Genomic DNA, 18,207 nt, shown 5'->3' on the forward strand with positions numbered 1-18,207 from the left:
TTCTCCTTGCGACAAAACAGCGGTCCAACCCCTGCAAGCGGGTACTCTCGACGAGGGTTTCCTTGTGTCGTGTAACTATTTGTGTTTATTGCGCTGCCGATCGCACCGGTTGGCGGCTCGGTAAGCACGCCGCCGTCAGGGCGACGGCGGCGGCCCGCAACGGCGAGGGCGCCCGTTCGGCACACTGTGTGCCTGCCTATCACGCTTAACAACAGTAGGAGTCCGTGCGCATGCGCCTGTCGGTCGAGAAGGACAAGTTGAAATTCGTGCTGCTGGAGGGCATCCACCCGTCTGCCGTGGAAGCGTTGAACCGCGATGGCTACCAGCAAGTGGCGGCGTATCCGAAGGCGCTCGCCGGCGAAGCGCTGCTCGAGGCAATCGGCGATGCGCATTTCGTCGGCATCCGCTCGCGCACCCACCTCACCGAAGAGGTCTTTGCCCGTGCGCCCAAGCTGGTGGCGGTCGGCGCTTTCTGCATCGGTACCAACCAGATCGAGCTGGCGGCCGCCGCGAAGCGCGGCGTGCCGGTGTTCAACGCGCCGTTCTCCAACACGCGCAGCGTGGCCGAACTGGTGCTGGCCGAGATCGTGATGCTGCTGCGCGGCATTCCGCACAAGAACGCCGTGCTGCACCGGGGCGGCTGGGTCAAGAGTGCCGCCAACTCGTATGAGGTGCGCGGCAAGACGCTCGGCATCGTCGGCTACGGCCACATCGGCACCCAGATCGGCGTGCTGGCCGAGCACCTCGGCATGCGTGTCGTGTTCCACGACGTCGAGGCCAAGCTGCCCCTGGGCAATGCGCGCCCGCTCCCGACGCTCGACGATCTGCTCGAAGCGGCCGACGTGGTCAGCCTGCATGTGCCCGAGACGCCGGCCACGCAGAACCTGATCGGTGCTGCCCAACTGGCGAAGATGAAGCCGGGCAGCTACCTGATCAACGCTTCGCGCGGCACCGTGGTCGACATCGACGCGCTGGTCGACGCCTTGGATCGCGAGCACCTGCTCGGCGCTGCCATCGACGTCTTCCCGGTGGAACCGCAGGGCAACGATGCGGCGTTCGTGTCCCCGCTGACCCGGTTCGAGAACGTGATCCTGACGCCGCACATCGGCGGCTCCACGTCGGAGGCGCAGGAAAGCATCGGCCGCGAAGTGGCGGCCAAGCTGATCCGCTACAGCAACAACGGCTCGACCGTGTCTGCCGTGAACTTCCCTGAGGTGTCGCTGCCCGAGCAGCACGGCGGGACGTGCCGGTTGCTGCACATCCACCACAACGTGCCGGGTGTGATGGCCCGCGTGAACGAGCGGTTCTCGGCGGCGGGGATCAATATCGCGGCCCAGTATCTTCAGACCACCGAGCATGTGGGGTACGTGGTGGTGGATATCGATGCGGCGGCGAGCCAGGTGGCGCTCAATGAGTTGTGTGCGGTGGAGGGGACGATACGGTGCCGGATCTTGTATTGACGGGGTGGGGTTCGGGCCGCGAGGCCCTCCGGTTTGCTGCGTGCGCCGGTGTGCTTCATTGCGCTGCCGCGCCGGGAGTCCGCCCCGGCACGTAGCCACGCAGCCGTACCGAAGAAGCGACCAACCGCAACCACGCACCATGCGAGCCCACATGCGCAAGTTCCCCGCCACGGCGTGGCGCTCTGCCCAGTCCGTCCGGCAAGCGCTCGAGCGTCGCGCCCTGCTGGCGCCTCTGCTGCTGGCCCTGCTGGCGGCCTTTTCCGCCTGGGCCTTCATCGAACTCGCCGACGAGGTCATCGACGGCGAGACCGATACGCTCGACCGCAAGTTGCTGCTGGCCCTGCGGCACGCCGACGACCCCGGCGACCCGTGGGGGCCCTGGTGGCTCGAACTGACGATGCGCGACCTCACGGCGCTCGGCAGCACCGCCGTGCTCGCCCTCGTGACCCTGGCCGCGGCGGGCTACCTCGTGCTGATGCGCAAATGGGGCACCGCACTGATGGTCGCGTGCGCCGTCGGCGGCGGGCTGGCGGCGAGCCACGGGCTGAAATGGCTGATCGAACGGCCCCGCCCGGATCTGGTGCCGCATGGAGTGCCGGTGCTCACTCTCAGCTTCCCCAGCGGCCATGCAACGATGTCGGCGGTGGTCTACCTGACCCTCGGCGCCTTGCTCGCGAGCTTGCAGCCGAGCCGTCGCGCGGCGTTCTACCTGCTCGGCGTGGCCGTGTTGTTGACCATGCTGGTCGGCTTCAGCCGGGTCTACCTGGGCGTCCACTGGCCCAGCGACGTGCTGGCCGGCTGGTCGCTGGGTGCCGCCTGGGCAGCGGCTTGCCTGCTGGCGTCACAGTGGTGGCGGCGCCGGTCGGGGCAGGCCGGCGGGGCGTGAAAACATGGCAATTCGGTGCTTTTCGAGCCTGCAACCTGCGGCGCCGATGACCCCCGGCGGCCGTCCGGTTTGGCGTGAAGGGCCTCCAGGCTGGAAAATCACGCTTTAGTCCTCAATTGCACAGGTCTCCCTGGAGGCAACTCATTCATGACCAAGACTGTCACCACCCGCATCAACGACGATGGCCTGCGCTACCGCTCGAAGACGGTCGGTTCGCCGTTCGCGAGCAAGGCCAACACCCGTTCGTGCTTCAAGTGTGGCAAACACCGCACCCCTGACCAGTTGCAGTCCAAGAAGCTGCTCGGCAAGACCGAGATGGTCTGCAAGCCTTCCTGCAAGGAACTCGCCGAGGTCCTCGGCGAGTGATCGACACGGGGCTGCCATGACGCCGGCCGGGTTCGCGCGTTATGCCTGGGCAGCCCCTTCCACTGCCCTCGGCCTGCTGCTGGCGGCCGCCTTCTATGCGGGCGGTGCCCATGCGAGAGTGGTCCAGGGCGCGCTGGAAGTCGGTGGCGGCCGCATGGGCCGTCTGGCGGGCCGCCTGCCGCCGGCCGTGCGATTTTCGGCGCTCACCCTCGGCCACGTGATCCTCGGGCTCGACCGGGCCTCGCTCGACGCGTGCCGGCGGCACGAGCACGTGCACGTCCGCCAGTACGAGCGCTATGGTCCGTTCTTCCTGCCGCTGTATGCGGCCTCCAGCGCCTGGCAGTGGCTGCGCGGACGGCACCCGTACCTCGACAACCACTTCGAGCGCCAGGCGTTCCGGGAGACGCCTTGAGGCCGTGAAACCCGCCGGCCGCGCAGCGGCGGCGCGCCCGCGGGCCGCAAACGTGAGGGACAGCACACTGCGGCATGCCGGCGGCTCAAGTACGACCGTGCGATGCCGATACCGGGACAGGCGATCGCGGATCGTCGGCCACTTGCTGTCCCACGCCATGCGCTTGCAGTCCTTCGCGCCAGTTTCCTTTCTTCCCGAGCTGTCCGTTGTCTGCGTCGCGGCCCTGCTGGCGTGCGCGGCGACGCGCACCCATGCCCAACCTCGAGCGGCCGAGGACGACCTGTCCGTGCTCGAGCAATTGGTGACGCAGGAGGTGGACTCCGTCTCGAAGTACTCGCAGAACACGCTCGACGCTCCGGCGCACGTCACCATGGTGCGGCGCCGGGAGATCGAGGCGCGGGGGCACGAGACGCTGGCCGATGTGCTGAAGGTGGTGCCGGGGCTGTACGTGACGCACGATCGCGCGTACTCGGCGCTCGGCGTGCGCGGCTTCAACCGACCGGGGGATTTCAGCGCCCGCATGCTGACGCTGGTCGACGGCTACCGGGTCAACGATGTCATCTTCGACCAGGCGCTGCCCGACTACGAGTTCCCCATCGTGGCCGAATGGATCAAGCGCGTCGAGTTCATCGCCGGGCCCTCGTCGTCGGTGTATGGCGGCAACGCGCTGTTCGGCATCGCCAATGTCGTCACGCTCGACGGTGCCGACGCACCGGGCGCCAGCGTCAAGCTCGGGACCGGCTCGCGCGGCACGCGCCGCGCGGTGGGCCACTATGGAGCGGTGCTGGAGGGCGGGCAGGATGTTTTCGTCGGCGTGGCCCTGTACGGCACTGATGGCGACACCTTGCGCCTGCCGGCGTATGCGAGCGCCGGCAATCCCTCGGGACGCGTCTCGGGTCTCGACGGCATGGAGTACGGCAGCCTGCTCGGCAAGTACCGCGATGGCCCGTGGCAGTTCAAGTTCTCGGCGATGGAACGGCGCAAGGACCTGGCCACGGCAGCCTACGGCACGGCGTTCGGCCGCTCGGGTACGGATCACGTCGACCGCAATGCATTCATCGAGGCGGCTTGGAGTCCCGGCAGCATGGGCAACTGGCATCCCGAAGCCCGCGTCTCGTTGGGGCACTACGTGTTCAAGGGGCGCTACGTCTACGAAGACCCCGAGGTGCGCAATGTCGACGACCTGCGGGCCACCTGGCTGGCCAGCGAGTACCGGACAACGTGGCGTGGCTGGCTGAACCACACGATCGTGATGGGCGTCGAGGGCCGCAAGGCCCTGAGCGCCCGCCTGCACAACTTCGACGTCGACCCGAACGAGACCTACCTGTCGCACCACAGCCGTCCGTACACCGTCGGCGCGTTCGTACAGGACCAGTACCGGCTGTCCGAGCGCTGGTCGCTGACCACCGGGTTGCGGCTGGACGTGACCGAGGACTTCTCGCCGGAGCTGTCGCCGCGGGCGGCGCTGGTGTACCGGCCCGATGGTCACCGTGCGTGGAAACTGCTGGTCGGCCGGGCGTTCCGCACGCCCAATCTGAGCGAGCGCTACTACGAGGACGGCGGCTTCTCGCAGATCGCCAACCCGGACCTCGAGCGTGAACATATCGTGACGGTCGAACTGGCGATGGAGCAGGCGCTCGACGAGCGCACCCGGCTGTCTGCCAGCCTCTATCGCTATGAACTGCGCGACCTGATCGAGATGCAGCCGGTCGACGGCGAGGACTACGAGCAATACCGCAACGTCGGCTCGGCGCGCGCCGTCGGCGTGGAAGTGGAGGTCGAGCACGCGCGCCCGGGTTCGATCGAAGTCCGCGCCAGCGCGGTTTTGCAGGAAGCACGCGCCGGCGGGGAGCGCTTGAGCAATGCCCCGCGCTGGCTGCTGAAGGCTGGCACCGGCGTGCCGTTTGCCGGCAGGTGGCTGCTGGGCGTCGAGTTGAATGCCATGGGGTCGCGTCGCACGCGGGGTGGCGAGCGGCTGGATGCCCGCGTCCTGGCAGACGCCATGCTGCGCTGCCACATCTCGCCGCACGCAGAATGGCAGCTGCGCGTGACCAATCTCGGCGACGTGCACTACGACGACCCGGCGACGCCGGGCCTGGCCTTCGAACGCGTGCCTCAATCCGGTCGCCGGCTGCAGCTGAGCTGGCAGGGGCGCTTCTGAAGGCCGCCGCGATGAAGCCCTCCAGCCTGCTGATCTCTCTCGGTCTGCTGGCCGCGCTCGCCGGCCGTCCGGCAAGCGCGCAGACGGCCGGCAGCGAACCCGACGTCAAAGCCCAGATCGTCTACCGGGTGCTGCTGTTCGTGAGCTGGCCGCCGCAGCGGCTGCCGGCCGCCCAGCCGTTCGATCTGTGCTATTTCGATGATGACGCCTTGTCGGCGGCGCTGCTGCGTCTTGCCGGGCAGTCCGTGCACGGACGTGCACTGCGGGTGCGCAAAGTGCTTCCTCAACAGGCGGCGCAATGCCATGCCGCCTACGTCGGCGTGCAGGCGCCGGCCGCGGTCGCCGCACAAGGCGGTACGGCGGTGCTGCTGGTCGGCGACCGACTGGGGCTCATCGAGGAGGGAGTGATGCTGAACCTGCAGACCGATGGCGGACGGGTCGCCTTCGATATCGGTCTGTCTGCGGCGCGCCGGGCCGGTCTTCAATTCAGCGCCAAGCTGCTGCGTCTGGCGCGTTTCGTCAAGGACGATTGAGGACGCAGGATGGGTGCACGTTCGTTCATTGCCTACCACCGCGACGTGTGGATCGCCTGCGGCGCCATGCTGCTGGCGGTGTTCCTGCTGACCGCCGTTCAATACGTCGAGCTGGACAGGCGCTTTCGCACCGAGATGCGCACCCAGGCGCAGATCGTCGGGCAGAACACGAGCGCGGCCCTGATCTTCAATGCCGCGCCGGACGCCTTCGAAGCTCTGGCCAGCCTGCAGGTGGCGCGACAGGTGCTCAGCGCCGAGTTGCTGCGGCCGGACGGCACGGTGTTCGCGACCTACCGGCACGCGCGGCCCGACCATGGCTGGCTGCAGCGCTGGGCCGGCGTCGAGACCGTGCAGCACGCCATCACCGTCGGCGGCCAGACGGTCGGCCGGCTCGTCGTGCATGCCGACCGCAGCGGCATCCTGCGCGACCTGGCGAAGTTCTGGGCCGGCGGCGTGGCTGTGATGGCGATCGCGCTGGGGCTGTCGAGTTTCGTCTCGCGTGGCCTGCGGGCGACGGTGCGCGCCGCGCAGGAGCGCAACCGGTACCTCGCGCTGCACGACGCGCTGACCGGCCTGCCCAACCGCGCGGCGTTCCAGGACGCGCTGAGCGCGGCCGTCGAGCGTGCCAACCGGCAGGGGCGTCTGCAGGTGCTGATGTTCATCGACGTCGACAACTTCAAGCAGATCAACGACGCCACCGGTCACGGCGGCGGCGACCGCGTGCTGCGGGAGGTCGGCGAGCGCCTGCGGCGCATCGTGCGTCCGGGCGACATGGTCGCACGCATCGGCGGCGACGAATTCGGGCTGCTGATCGAGGCATCGTCGCATCCCGGCGAGGCGGCGTCGCGCATCGCGGCCGATCTGGTCGAGCAGGTGCCGCGGGCGATCGATTTCGAGGGCGAGACGCTGCGCGTCAGCATTTCGATCGGCATCGCGTTGCTGCCCCGCGATGCACGCACGGCTGACGACGCGATGCAGTGTGCGGATGCGGCGATGTACCAGGCCAAGCGCGAGGGCAAGGACGCGTTCCGCTTCTTCTCGGCGCAGCTCGGCGAGGAGATTCGCCGCCGTTCGGTGATGGAGGCCGAACTGCGCGCGGGCCTGGCCGCCGGGCAACTGCAGTTGCATTACCAGCCGGTGTACGACCCGGCCGGCCGCATTGCCGGGATGGAGGCGCTGGCGCGATGGCAGCATCCGGTGCGCGGCATGGTGCCGCCGAGCGAGTTCATCGCGCTGGCCGAGAGTACCGGTTTGATCGTCGAACTCGGGCTCGAGGCGCTGCGCGTGCTGCGCGCCGACATCGACGCCTGGAAGGCGCAGGGCCTTGCCGTGCCACGCGTCGCGTTGAACCTCGCGTCGACGCAGTTCCGGCGCGACGCCCACCGGCGTCGTTTCATGCAGGCGCTGGACACCCTGCAATTGACGCCGGAAGACGTGGAGTTCGAGCTGACCGAAACGGCAGTGTTCGAAGACATCGCCGACCCCGACTCGGTGCTGCGCGCGTTACGTCGCGGCGGCTACCTGCTGGCGATCGACGACTTCGGTACGGGTTACAGCTCGCTGAGCTTCCTGCGTCGGCTGAAGTGTCCGAAGCTGAAGATCGACCGCTCGTTCGTGCGCGACATCGAGCGTTCGGAAGAGGCGGTGCTGCTGATCGGCTCCATCATCGATGTGGCCCATGCGCTCAGCATGCAGGTGGTGGCCGAGGGGGTGGAGACCGAGGCCGAGCGTGAGCGTCTGCTGTCGCTCGGCTGCGATCTGCTGCAAGGGTTCCTGATGTCGCGCCCCCTGCCTGCGCAGGCCGTGCCTGCGGCGCTGCGCGCTGCGCCGGTTCAGCCGCAACAGCGGCTCACCACTCCCGCAGCTTGACGCGCAGGCGCCGGATGGCTTGCGCGTGCAGGTGGCACACGCGCGATTCCGTCACGCCCATCACCGCGCCGATGTCTCTCAGGCTCATGTCGTGCTCGTAGTACATGCTGAGGGCCTGGCGCTCGCGCTCGGGCAAATCCTCGATCGCGCGCACCAGCGCTTGCCGGCGGCGGTATTCGTTGACATGGCGCACCGGGTCGGCGTCGGGGTCGGCGACGTGTTCTTCCAGCGCGTTGCCATCGGAGTCCTCGTCGCCCATCACATCCTCGAGCGAGACGAACTGCGTATCACGCAGCGCCGCACGCAAGGACTGGTAGTCCGCGAGCGTCACGCCGAGCTCGTTCGCCACTTCCGAAGATTGCGGTGCGCGGCCGAGCCGCTGCTCGAGCCGCTGCACCGCGACGCTCGCGCCGCGCTGCTGGCGCCGCATGTCGCGGCTGGCCCAGTCGCCGGCGCGCAGCTCATCGAGCATCGCGCCATTGATGCGTTGTGCCGCGAAGGCTTCGAACTGCGGCCCTGCCAGGGTCTCCGTGCGCGACAGCGCATCGGCCAGGCCGATCATGCCGGCTTGCAGCAGGTCGTCGAGTTCCACGTTCGCCGGCAGGCGAGACATCAACCGCTGCGCGAGGCGGCGCACCATCGGGCGGTGCTGCCGCAGCAGCGTGTCGATCGTCGGGCGTACTTCGGTCAGCATGGCGGTCAGGCTCCGGGCAAAGCCTCGCCCTCGCGCGTCAGCGCGATGCTCGGCAGATCAGGTCGTCAGTAGGGGGTCAGGGCTGCCCCGAAGGGCGGCGCGTCACGCAATCGCGTCTTCGGAATCGCGCTCGAGCGGGTGGCCCAGCGGCGTCTGGTCCAGCGGACGGTAGACGCGGCTTTGCAAACGGGCCAGACGGTCGGAGCGCTGGACGGCTTGCAGCACGGCTTGCGGATCAGTCATCAACGCGAACGGGTTGGCGGCGGAATCGAGCGGCTGCATATCGAGGTCTCCTGGCATCGTCTGGGGCATGTCGAGAACTGTAGTCACTGGTCGTGGGATTCCACAGTGGCCGGGCACTAGACCGAATGTCAGGAATTTTCCGACAGGATGACAGCGTGATTGCGACGGCGAGGGCGTGCGGGTATGCGCGCATCGCGGTGAGGTGTGACGTGCTTCGCGGCCGGAAGTCGCGAATGGCGCGGGCGCGAGCTCCCCGTGCGGCAGTGCCATGGAGCTCGCCGCGACAGGAAACGCACCACTCGTTTCCCAACCATCCGCCGCTGCGGCAGGCACAGCCCCCGCGGGGCTGCAGTCCCTGGATGCGGCGCAGCGCCGTCAGCCGGCCAGCGGCTGCGTGCGCTCCACGAGCCAGGCCAGCGCCTCGCCGCCGACCAGCGGTGCCACCCTCTCTCTCACCGTTGCGTGGTACCCATCCAACCACGCCACCTCGTCGGCCCGCAACAGCGTCCGCTCCACGCACCGCGTGTCGATCGGGCACAGCGTCAGCGTCTCGAACCCGAGGTACTCGCCGAACTCGGTGTGGAGCGCCGGCACATTGAGCGCGAGGTTCTCGATCCGCACGCCCCACTGCCCCGGCCGGTACAGCCCCGGCTCGATCGAGGTCACCATCCCGGGCTCCATCGCCGTGTGAGGCTCCGGCGCCGCGTGATACGAGATCACTTGCGGCCCTTCATGCACGTTGAGGAAGTAGCCGACGCCATGCCCGGTGCCATGACCGTAATCCAGCCCGTGCTCCCACAAAGGCGCCCGCGCGATCGCGTCGATCAGCGGTGAGCGCAGGCCGCGCGGAAAGCGCGCACGCGACAAGGCGATCATCGCCTTCAGCACCAGCGTGAAGTCCCGCCGTTGTGCCGCGCTCGGCATGCCGACCGGCACCACCCGTGTGATGTCGGTGGTGCCGCCCAGGTACTGCCCGCCGGAGTCGATCAGCAGCAGTCCGTCGCCTTCGATCACCGCATGCGAAGCGGGTGTGGCGCGGTAGTGCGGCATCGCGCCGTTGGCATTGAACCCGGCTATGGTCGAGAAGCTAGGGCTCACGTAGCCCGGCCGTTGTGCCCGGGCCGCGGTGATGCGCTCGTCGACGTCCAGCTCGGTCAGCCGCTCGCCGCGTTGCAGCGCCTGCTCGAAGGCGGCGAAGAACGCCGCCAGCGCCGCGCCGTCCTGCGCCATCGTCGCGCGGATGTGCTCGGCTTCGGCGTGCGTCTTGCGGGACTTGGCGAACGTGGTCGGATTCACGGCCTCGACCACCCGCACTGCGGCAGGCACCGCCTGCCGCAAACCGAGCGTGATGCGGCGCGGATCGAGCAGCAGCGTGCCTTGAAGCTGTTGCAAGCGCAGCCGTGCCTGCTCATACGGCGAGAGGCGCACGCCGTCGCGGCCCAGCGCCTCGCGCACCGAGGGCGGCACCTTGGCCTCCTGCAAGAACAGCGTGGCCTCGTCGAGCCCGACCAGGGCGTGCGCGACGAACACCGGGTTGTAGGAAACGTCTGCTCCGCGCAGGTTGAACAGCCAGGCGATGTCATCGAGCGTGGAGATCAGGTGCCACTGCGCGCCTTCGCTCCGCATCGCCTCGCGCAACGACGCGAGCTTGTCCGCCCGCGACAGCGGCGCATGCGGCGGCAGGTGTTCGCGCACCGGCGGCGCGGGCAGCCCCGGTCGTTCGGGCCACACCTCGTCGAGCAGGTCGAGGTCGGTGCGCAACCGCACCCCTTTGGCGTCCAGCGCTCCCTGGAGCGCACGTGCGGCGGCCAGCCCGAGCACCTGGCCGTCGACGCCGACCAACTGGCCCGGTGGCAGGTTGGCGGCCAACCAGTCGACGTGCAGCAAACTGTTGCCGGCGGGGATCTTCATCAGCTCGATCCCGCTGCCGGCGAGTTCGGCTTCGGCCTGCACCCAGTAGCGGCTGTCGGCCCACAGGCCGGCGAACTGCGGCGTGACGACCAGCGTGGCCATCGAGCCGGTGAACCCGCTCAGCCATTCGCGCGCCTTCCAGCGCTCGGGCAAGTACTCGGACAGATGCGGGTCGGCCGACGGCACCAGCCAGGCGGACAGGCCGTGGCGTTGCAGGGCGGCACGCAACGCGGCAAGGCGTTGCCGGACGGCGGCGGGGCGGGCTTCGAGGGTGTCCATCGCGGTGTTGATCGGTGCAATGCAAACGATGACGCCAGCCTACTCCTTCCGGCCGCGCCCCGTGAGCCCTGGGGCCGGCGCACGGATTGCTGTTCGTCACGGGGCGATGACATAATCCGCGGTTGTTTCGAATCCCGGAGACTTCCTTGGACAGTTGTCACCCTCGGTGACCGTCCGCTCCAGCCAGCGCAGTGGCGCAGCGGTCGGGGCGAGACGGTTCGTTCCCAACGCCCTGATCCGCAGATCCCAGCCGGCTGCATGCTCTTGCGGCCGGCCTTGGTTGGAGATTCCATGCTCAACGTCTTCACGCTGTCCAACGGACGGCTCTACCAGGAAGAGATCGACCGCCCCGAATCGCTGGCACGCGTGCAGCCGGTGTGGGTCGACCTGGAGTCGCCGACGCCCGAGGAGAAAGGCTGGATATCCGGCCGCTTCGGGCTGCAGATCCCCGAGGACGTGACCAGCGAAGACCTCGAGGAATCGGCCCGCTTCTACGAAGAAGACAACGGCGAGCTGCACATCCGCTCCGACTTCCTGATCGAGGACGACGACGGCGCGCGCAACGTGCGCGCCGCGTTCATCCTGCGCGACAACGTGCTGTTCTCGATCCACAACGAGGACCTGCCGGTGTTCCGTCTGCTGCGCTTGCGCGGGCGGCGCATGCCGGGGCTGATCGAAGGCGCGAAAGACGTGCTGCTGAAGCTTTACGACATGGATGCGGAGTACTCGGCCGACTCGCTCGAAGGCATCTACGACGACCTCGAAGCGGTGAGCACGCGGGTGTTGAAGGCGGACGTCAGCGACACCGAAGCCGGCGAGGTGCTGGCCGCCATCGCGAGGTCGGAAGACTTGAACGGCCGCATCCGCCGCAACGTGATGGAAACGCGCCGAGCGGTGAGCTTCCTGATGCGCAGTCGGCTGCTGAACGCCGAGCAGTTCGAAGATGCACGCCAGATCATGCGCGACATCGACTCGCTCGACTCGCACACCGCTTTCCTGTTCGACAAGATCAACTTCCTGATGGACGCCACGGTCGGCTTCATCAACATCAATCAGAACAAGATCATCCGCATCTTCTCGGTGGCCAGCGTCGCGCTGCTGCCGCCGACGCTGATCGCCAGCGTCTACGGCATGAACTTCCAGCACATGCCCGAGCTGAGCTGGCGCTTCGGCTACCCGTTCTCGATCGCACTGATGGCCGTCTCGGTGATCGCGCCGTTCTGGTATTTCCGCCGCAAGGGCTGGCTGAAGTAGCCCGCGGGCACGGCACAGCGTGAACGTCTTCCAGCGCATCTTCGCCGGCGAACTGCGCGCCAGCTTCGTCCATGAAGGCGAGCATTGTGTCGCCTTCATGGACATCCGCCCGATGAGCCGTGGCCATGTGCTCGTGGTGCCGCGCCAGGCGGTGCGCACGCTGGCGGAACTCGACGCCGCCACGCGCGACGACCTGTGGCAGCTGGCCTACCGCGTCGCCGCCGCTCAGCAGCGCGCGCTCGGCAGCCGGGCGCAGCACTTCCTCGTCAACGACGGCGAAGGCGCCAGCCAGACCGTGCCGCATGTGCATGTGCATGTCGTTCCGCGCTACGGCGGCGACACGTTGCGAGCGATCGGCGGCCTGCTGTGGCACCTGACGACGCTGGCGCTGCCGCGACCCGATACCGCGGGGTTCCGACGCAGGCTGGACGAGCAGGCAGCCGCGTTGCGGGGCGCGCTGGCATCGATGCCCCCCGCAGCGCCCTGAGCTGCAGGCTGCCGATGCTCAGGCGCCGGCGGCGATGTGCTCGCCGAGCGACCTGCCGCTGAGCCACGCCCGCTCAGCACCTTGCGCGCCTTCTCGGGCGTGCCACGCATCTCCGCACGCGCCCAGCTGCAGTTCGGCGTTCCAGCCGTAAGGCGTTGTGTGCGGCAGCGCAACCTCGGCATGACGCCACAGTTGCGCCGCGGCGTATGAAGGGCGTGCGAGGCGCACCCCGACGGCGCGGGCAAAGGCATCCAGCAGCCGCTTCACGACGTCGGGCTCGCGCACGTCGAGGTTGTTCGCGCTCCAGTAGGCGTTCGCATGCAGCACCCAGCGCGTGCCGTCGAGGCGCGGCCGTCCCGGGCGTCGATCGTCGCGACGGGCCCGCTGCAGCACGTCATCGGGACTGTGAAGCTCGTCGTCGCGGATCGGCAGCGCGACCGGCCAGGCGGCGGTGACGGTCCAGCAGGGCTCGCTTCTGACCGTGCGCATCGCGTCGGCCAGCGCCGGGTCGCCACCGAGCAGCGGGACGCTCTGCTCGGCGGGCATCGCCACGACGACGGCGTCGAAACTCAGGTCCAACCCGAACGGCGCCGCCTGGTGTGGCCGCAGCAACCAGTGCGGGCCGTCGCGTTCGAGGGCCGCGATCTCCAGGCTGCCGGCGAACAGCAGCCCGTCGGCCAGGCGTGCGGGGAGCGATTGCATCGTGGGCTGGGCGATCCAGCGCCCCGGCGCCGACGGGTCCGGCGCCAGCCATCCGGCGTCCGACCAGGCGCGCAACTGCCCGGCGTAGCGTTCGGTGCCCGCGGCGAGCCACGGCAGCCCGTGGTCGAACGGGCCGGCCGGGCTGCGCAGCGTCGCGCAACGGCCGCCTGGCTCGGCGTGCCGGTCGAACAGCGTGACGGCGACGCCTGCCTCGTGCAGGGCGCGCGCGCAGGCCAGGCCGGCCAGCCCGGCACCGACGACGGCAATGCGACGTGTCGCGGACAGGGGGGCGGCGCTCATGCCGACTGCACCTTGCGCCGGAGCCAGCGCATCAGGCCGCCAACGAGCGGCAGCTTCTCGTAGAACTCGCCGGCGGCATCCCAGTAGTCCCGATGGTCGGCAATGCGGCCGTCGGCATCGAGCACGAGATGCGACGTGCCGTGCACCGTCTGCACCTCGGCACGGCGGCGGAAGCGGAACCGGAAGTTCCAGGTCAGCACGCAGTTGCGATCCTGCGTCATGGCATGCGTCACCTCGAACCGAGGCTCGTCGAGGGTCGTGTACATGTGGGAATAGATGCGACGGACGGCATCGAGGCCCCGCACCTCGTTGAACGGGTCCTTGAAGCGGCAATCGGTCGTGTAGATCTCGCTGAGCCGGTCGAGCGCAGCAGGGGTCATGGTTTCGAAGAAGTGGACGAGCCGCGCGGCGTGCGGTTCGTGCTGGGCGGGCGCGGGTGCGGGGGCTTGCATGACGCGAGAGCTTAACTCCCTGTCGCCCACTTCACCGCGGCGAAGTACAGGCGATCATGCAGGTGTTGCAGCGCCTTCAATCCGAGCGTGAAACGCTTCGGGAAGTGGATCTCGAATTGGCCGTCCTCCCACCCACGCAGCATCTCTCGCGCGGCGTCGGACGGCCGCATCAAGGCAGGCAGGCGGAACCGGTTCTGGGCGGTCAGCGGGGTGGCGTCGAGCGCCGAACAACGGATGCCGAGCATGGCCTGGGCGATTCAGGCGCGCAGCAGCGTGAACTGCATGACGCTGGTGTTGCGCTGTGCGAAGGCGGCCTCGCAGTAGGCGAGGTAGAACTCCCAGGTGCGCATGAAGCGGGTGTCGAAGCCGAGTTTGCGCACGCGCACGTCCTCGCTCAGAAAGCGCTCTCGCCAGCGGCGCAGCGTCTCGGCATAGTCGAAACCGAAGTCGAGTTCCTCGATCACCTGCAGACCCGCCACGCGCGCTTGCTGCCGGAAGGCCGACGGGCTGGGGAGCAAGCCGCCGGGAAAGATGTACTGCTGGATGAAGTCGGTCGACCTCACGTAGCGCTCGAACAGGTCGTCCCGGATCGTGATGGTTTGCAGGCAGGCCCGCCCGCCGGGCTTGAGCTGGCGCCGAAGCATCGCAAAGTAGCCGTCCCAGTACTCACGGCCGACCGCCTCGAACATCTCGATCGAGCAGACCGCGTCGTAGGGGCCGTCATCGATGTCTCGATAGTCCTGCAGCCGCAGCTCGACGCGCGATGCCAGACCAGCCTGTTGCAATCGCGCGCGGCCGTAGGCGAGTTGCTCCGGCGACAGCGTCACGCCGACCACCTGCGCACCGAACTCGCGCGCCGCCATCTCGGCCAACCCGCCCCAGCCGCAGCCGATCTCCAGCAGGCGCTGGCCCGGCTGCACATTGCACTCGGTCAGCGCACGGTGGTTCTTGGCTCGCTGCGCGCCTTCCATCGGCTGCTGCAGGCCGCCGTCGAACCAGGCGCTCGAGTACGACATCGTGTCGTCCAGCCACAGCCGGTAGAACTCGTTGCCGAGGTCGTAGTGCGCATGAATGTTCTTCCGCGCCTGCCGTCTGGAATTGCGGTTCAGCAGGTGGCGCAGCCGATACAGTGCGCGACCCCACCAACTGCCGTAGACGACCGATTCGAACTCCTCGCGATTCATGATGAAGAGATCGAGCAGGGCCTTCAGGTCGGGCGACGTCCATTCGCTGTCGATATAGCTCTCGGCAAATCCGATGTCGCCCGCCTTCAGGGCGCGCGCACACACGCCCCAGCCGTGCAGGCGGATGGCCGCGCATGGCGCATCGCCGCTGCCGAAGCGAGCGCTGCTGCCGTCGGGCAACTGGACGTCGAGCGTGCCGTGTCGCAGCCTTCGCATCAGCTGAAACACCATGCGCGCACTGCCGGGCGCAGAGTCGGGCAGCGGGGGACTGTCGAGCGAGAGGGTGGGGCTGTGATTCATCGCGAAACGAAGGCTCGAGGCGCCTTGGGCTTGCTGAAGAACGGCACGCGGCGCAGCCAGAGCCGGAGTGCCTGCCAGTGAATGCGAGCGATCAGGCCGAAGCTGGTGAGCGAAGTGCCCCACAACGCGTGCCGGATGCTGCTTGCGGTCAATGGCTGCAGCTCGCCGCTGACGCTGGTCTGCAGCAGCGGCCCGTGTGCATCGTCGTGGTCGATACGCACCACGGTGCGGTTCGGATGCACGGCAGCATCGGCGGCGGTACGCAAGAAGCGGAAGCGGTAGCGCCCCTCGACGCGGCAGAAGGGCGAGACGTGGAACATCTTCCGGGCCTCGAGCTCCACGCCATAGACCAGGCGAGGGCCGCTCAGCAGATAGCAGTGCCGTTCGCCGAAGGTGTTGTTGACCTCGACGACGATCGCCGACAGCGAGCCGTCCGCCCGGTGGCAGTACCAGAAGCTGACGGGCTTGAAGGCGTAGCCGAGCAGGCGTGGATAGGTATGCAGCCACACTTCGCCGTCGGCGTCCGCCACGCCTTCGGCCTGCAAGAGCGATTCCAACCACGTGAGACTGTCGGCGCGTCCGTCGCCATGGTCGCGGTCGTGGAACGACAGCAGCCCGAAACGGTTGCGCGCGAGCGCCGGGCACGGGGTGCGGCGCAGCGTACGCATCGGCAGCATCAGGAAGGCGCTCGGGTAGGCGAAGGCATGCCGCACCGGCCGCAGCCGCGTGTGCCGCACCTGGCCGAAGCCGATCAGCGGCACGTCGGTCATGGGCGCGCCCTGGATGTCCGGCGTCCCTCTCTCAGAGAGAGAGTCCCCCCTTCGCAGAGCCGGGAGCGGCTCATGCGGCGTTCCGCCGAGACCGTGCTGCGCCGTCCGCATCGATGCGATCCAGCAGGCGACGGGCGGCGTCGAGCCCGGACTTCAACCCGTCCTCATGGAAGCCGTAGCCGGTCCAGGCCCCGCAGTACCAACTGCGCAACACGCCTTGCAGGCGCGGCACCTCCTGCTGCGCGCGGATGGCGTCGAGGTCGAACACCGGGTGTCGGTAGTCGAACTCGCCCAGCACGTCCTGAGGCCGCGGCTCGCGGGCCGGATTCAGGCTGACGATCACCGGCCGTTCGAACGGCAAGGGTTGCAGCCGGTTCAGCAGGTAGTGCAGGCAGACCGCGGTGCGCTCGCGCGAGTCGTCGAGCGCACGTTCGTAGTTCCAGGCTGCCCAGGCGCGGCGACGCTGCGGCAGCAAGCTGGTGTCGGTGTGCAGCACCGCGCGGTTCGGCTGGTAGCGAATGCGGCCCAGCACCGCGCGCTCCTCGTCGGTGGGGCGCTCGAGCAGCGCCAGCGCCTGGTCGGCATGGCAGGCGAACACCACGTCGTCGAAGTGCTCGGCGCCGCCGTCGGTGGCAACCTGCGCACCGGTGTCGTTGCCGGGCAGGTGCCGGCGCACCTGATGCACCGGCGTTGCCAGCCGGGCGTCGCCGACAAGCGCGAGCATCTTGTCGACGTAGTGGCGCGCGCCGCCGGTCACCGTGTACCACTGCGGCCGGTGGGCGATCTGGATCAGCCCGTGGTTGTGGCAGAACCGGATCATGGTCGCCACCGGAAAGCGCAGCATCTGGTCGGTCGGGCAGGACCAGATGCAGCCGAGCATCGGCAGGAAGTACCAGTCGCGGAACGCGGCGCCGAACCGGTGCCGCTGCAGGAAGTCGCCGATCGGCTCGTGCAGCTCGCTTTCTGCGTCGCGCAGTGCGATGCCCTGCGTCAGCCGGTTGAAGCGCAGCAGGTCGACCAGCAGCCGCCAGAAAGCAGGCCGCAGCAGGTTGCGCCGTTGCGCAAATACCCCGCCGAGGTCGCTGCCGCTCCACTCCAGCCCGTGGCCCGGCACCTGCACCGAGAACGACATCTCGGACGGCGTGGTGTGGATGTCCAGTCCCTCGAACAGGGCGACCAAGTTGGGGTAGGTACGGGGGTTGAAGACCAGGAAGCCGGTGTCGACACCGTGTGTGACCGGGCCGCGCGGACCGTCGAGCGTCACGTCCACGGTGTGCGTGTGGCCGCCGAAGTACCGGCCGGCTTCGAACAGCGTGACGTCCGCATGCGGTTGAAGCCGCCAGGCGGCAGCCAGCCCCGAGATGCCCGATCCGATGACCGCAATGCGACGCATCGGCCGCCTCTCAACCGCGGTCGCCATGCGGGCGAAAAAAAAGCGGCACCGTCAGTGCGGTGCCGCCGGGAGAGAAAAACGCTGCGAAGCGCCCCAGAGCGAAGGAGGGAGGGAGGGAGGAGGAGGAAAAACGCTCTGGGATTGCATCCGGGTGATCCGGAAGGCTCCGCAGCTGTAAGGGGTACACGGTAGCGGCTGCCGTCCAGAGACGACCGCGGCTGCCGTTGGTGCGGCGCTCGAAGCGCCAAAGGGACTCCCGCCCTAGCCTGACCCGCATTGGAAGTGCCCTTCGCAGCGAAGTTCCGTGAATTGATTGCGATGTGAACAAACGGTTGCGATTTTCGCCGCCCCTGGCCACGCGGGGCGGCCCGGGGAGATCTTCGCGCAGGACGCGGTGCGATCTGCGGCCATCGAAGAGCGTTCGCCGATAGAGCCGCTCCGTCTAATTGAGACTGATCAGTTTAATAAATGCCCCATTCGGTTTTGTTTTCCTTTTTGGTCGTGTGGTTTCTCCAATGGGTCGCCATTTGCGTGAAAACCGGACCAGCAGT

18 protein-coding genes are annotated in these 18,207 nt (G+C 68.3%); 9 read left to right on the plus strand and 9 right to left on the minus strand.

Translation table 11 applies throughout. The annotated features are described in order from the left end of the window. Positions 1-230: 230 nt before the first annotated feature. The 7 genes from serA to M8A51_RS06755 all read left to right on the plus strand — a co-directional run bounded on the left by serA (position 231) and on the right by M8A51_RS06755 (position 7,687). Positions 231-1,460, plus strand: coding sequence for a phosphoglycerate dehydrogenase (serA, locus tag M8A51_RS06725; RefSeq protein ID WP_251777424.1), 1,230 nt, complete (start codon positions 231-233; stop codon positions 1,458-1,460). A 151-nt stretch (positions 1,461-1,611) separates the two neighbouring features. After that, the gene (locus M8A51_RS06730) at positions 1,612-2,346 is read left to right on the plus strand and encodes a phosphatase PAP2 family protein (protein WP_251777425.1); all 735 of its coding nucleotides are present in this window, start codon (positions 1,612-1,614) and stop codon (positions 2,344-2,346) included. 147 nt (positions 2,347-2,493) lie between these two features. Further along, positions 2,494-2,712, plus strand: coding sequence for a hypothetical protein (locus M8A51_RS06735; RefSeq protein WP_251777426.1), 219 nt, complete (start codon positions 2,494-2,496; stop codon positions 2,710-2,712). A 16-nt stretch (positions 2,713-2,728) separates the two neighbouring features. Next, entirely contained in the window at positions 2,729-3,124 is a 396-nt protein-coding gene (locus M8A51_RS06740; RefSeq protein ID WP_251777427.1) for a signal peptide prediction, read from the plus strand. 157 nt (positions 3,125-3,281) lie between these two features. Continuing rightward, a complete protein-coding gene (locus M8A51_RS06745) occupies positions 3,282-5,285 on the plus strand; it encodes a TonB-dependent receptor plug domain-containing protein (RefSeq protein ID WP_251777428.1) in 2,004 nt (667 codons plus the stop codon). 11 nt (positions 5,286-5,296) lie between these two features. Then, positions 5,297-5,818, plus strand: a complete 522-nt coding sequence (locus tag M8A51_RS06750; RefSeq protein WP_251777429.1) for a YfiR family protein — start codon at positions 5,297-5,299, stop codon at positions 5,816-5,818. Between the two features lie 9 nt (positions 5,819-5,827). Continuing rightward, positions 5,828-7,687: a putative bifunctional diguanylate cyclase/phosphodiesterase gene (locus M8A51_RS06755; RefSeq protein WP_251777430.1), complete on the plus strand. Its 1,860-nt coding sequence runs from the start codon at positions 5,828-5,830 to the stop codon at positions 7,685-7,687. Here the strand turns inward: M8A51_RS06755 and M8A51_RS06760 are convergent. The 3 genes from M8A51_RS06760 to M8A51_RS06770 form a co-directional block, all read right to left on the minus strand. Then, complete coding sequence (locus M8A51_RS06760) at positions 7,668-8,381, minus strand: RNA polymerase sigma factor FliA (protein WP_251777431.1); 714 nt, start codon at positions 8,379-8,381, stop codon at positions 7,668-7,670. The two genes, M8A51_RS06755 and M8A51_RS06760, sit on opposite strands and share 20 nt — an antisense overlap. 102 nt (positions 8,382-8,483) lie before the next feature. Further along, complete coding sequence (locus M8A51_RS06765) at positions 8,484-8,663, minus strand: hypothetical protein (protein WP_251777432.1); 180 nt, start codon at positions 8,661-8,663, stop codon at positions 8,484-8,486. Between the two features lie 336 nt (positions 8,664-8,999). Further along, the gene (locus M8A51_RS06770; protein ID WP_251777433.1) at positions 9,000-10,814 is read right to left on the minus strand and encodes an aminopeptidase P family protein; all 1,815 of its coding nucleotides are present in this window, start codon (positions 10,812-10,814) and stop codon (positions 9,000-9,002) included. 291 nt (positions 10,815-11,105) lie between these two features. Here M8A51_RS06770 and corA point away from each other — a divergent pair, with 291 nt between their 5' ends. Together corA and M8A51_RS06780 are read left to right on the plus strand one after the other, a co-directional pair. Further along, the gene (corA, locus tag M8A51_RS06775) at positions 11,106-12,068 is read left to right on the plus strand and encodes a magnesium/cobalt transporter CorA (RefSeq protein WP_251777434.1); all 963 of its coding nucleotides are present in this window, start codon (positions 11,106-11,108) and stop codon (positions 12,066-12,068) included. A gap of 19 nt (positions 12,069-12,087) precedes the next feature. Continuing rightward, entirely contained in the window at positions 12,088-12,555 is a 468-nt protein-coding gene (locus M8A51_RS06780; protein WP_251777435.1) for an HIT family protein, read from the plus strand. 18 nt (positions 12,556-12,573) lie between these two features. On the opposite strand, the gene M8A51_RS06785 is transcribed toward M8A51_RS06780, so the two are convergent. The 6 genes from M8A51_RS06785 to M8A51_RS06810 all read right to left on the minus strand — a co-directional run bounded on the left by M8A51_RS06785 (position 12,574) and on the right by M8A51_RS06810 (position 17,656). Further along, positions 12,574-13,557: an NAD(P)/FAD-dependent oxidoreductase gene (locus M8A51_RS06785; protein ID WP_251777436.1), complete on the minus strand. Its 984-nt coding sequence runs from the start codon at positions 13,555-13,557 to the stop codon at positions 12,574-12,576. Next, positions 13,554-14,009 carry a nuclear transport factor 2 family protein gene (locus tag M8A51_RS06790; RefSeq protein WP_251777437.1) on the minus strand — a complete coding sequence of 152 codons (456 nt, stop codon included), beginning with the start codon at positions 14,007-14,009 and terminating at the stop codon, positions 13,554-13,556. Before M8A51_RS06790 ends, M8A51_RS06785 begins: the two co-directional genes overlap by 4 nt. An 11-nt stretch (positions 14,010-14,020) precedes the next feature. Continuing rightward, positions 14,021-14,254, minus strand: coding sequence for a hypothetical protein (locus M8A51_RS06795; protein ID WP_368408528.1), 234 nt, complete (start codon positions 14,252-14,254; stop codon positions 14,021-14,023). Positions 14,255-14,266: 12 nt separating this feature from the next. Then, positions 14,267-15,493 (minus strand): SAM-dependent methyltransferase, encoded by a 1,227-nt coding sequence (locus M8A51_RS06800; RefSeq protein ID WP_251777438.1) that lies wholly within the window; start codon positions 15,491-15,493, stop codon positions 14,267-14,269. Then, on the minus strand, positions 15,490-16,263 hold the full coding sequence (locus tag M8A51_RS06805) for a DUF1365 domain-containing protein (RefSeq protein WP_251777439.1): 774 nt from the start codon (positions 16,261-16,263) through the stop codon (positions 15,490-15,492). Before M8A51_RS06805 ends, M8A51_RS06800 begins: the two co-directional genes overlap by 4 nt. 70 nt (positions 16,264-16,333) lie before the next feature. Next, positions 16,334-17,656 carry an NAD(P)/FAD-dependent oxidoreductase gene (locus M8A51_RS06810; RefSeq protein WP_251777440.1) on the minus strand — a complete coding sequence of 441 codons (1,323 nt, stop codon included), beginning with the start codon at positions 17,654-17,656 and terminating at the stop codon, positions 16,334-16,336. Positions 17,657-18,207 lie beyond the last annotated feature (551 nt).

Origin of the sequence: Caldimonas mangrovi (assembly GCF_023721835.1) — a bacterium.
Lineage (GTDB): Bacteria > Pseudomonadota > Gammaproteobacteria > Burkholderiales > Burkholderiaceae_C > Caldimonas > Caldimonas mangrovi.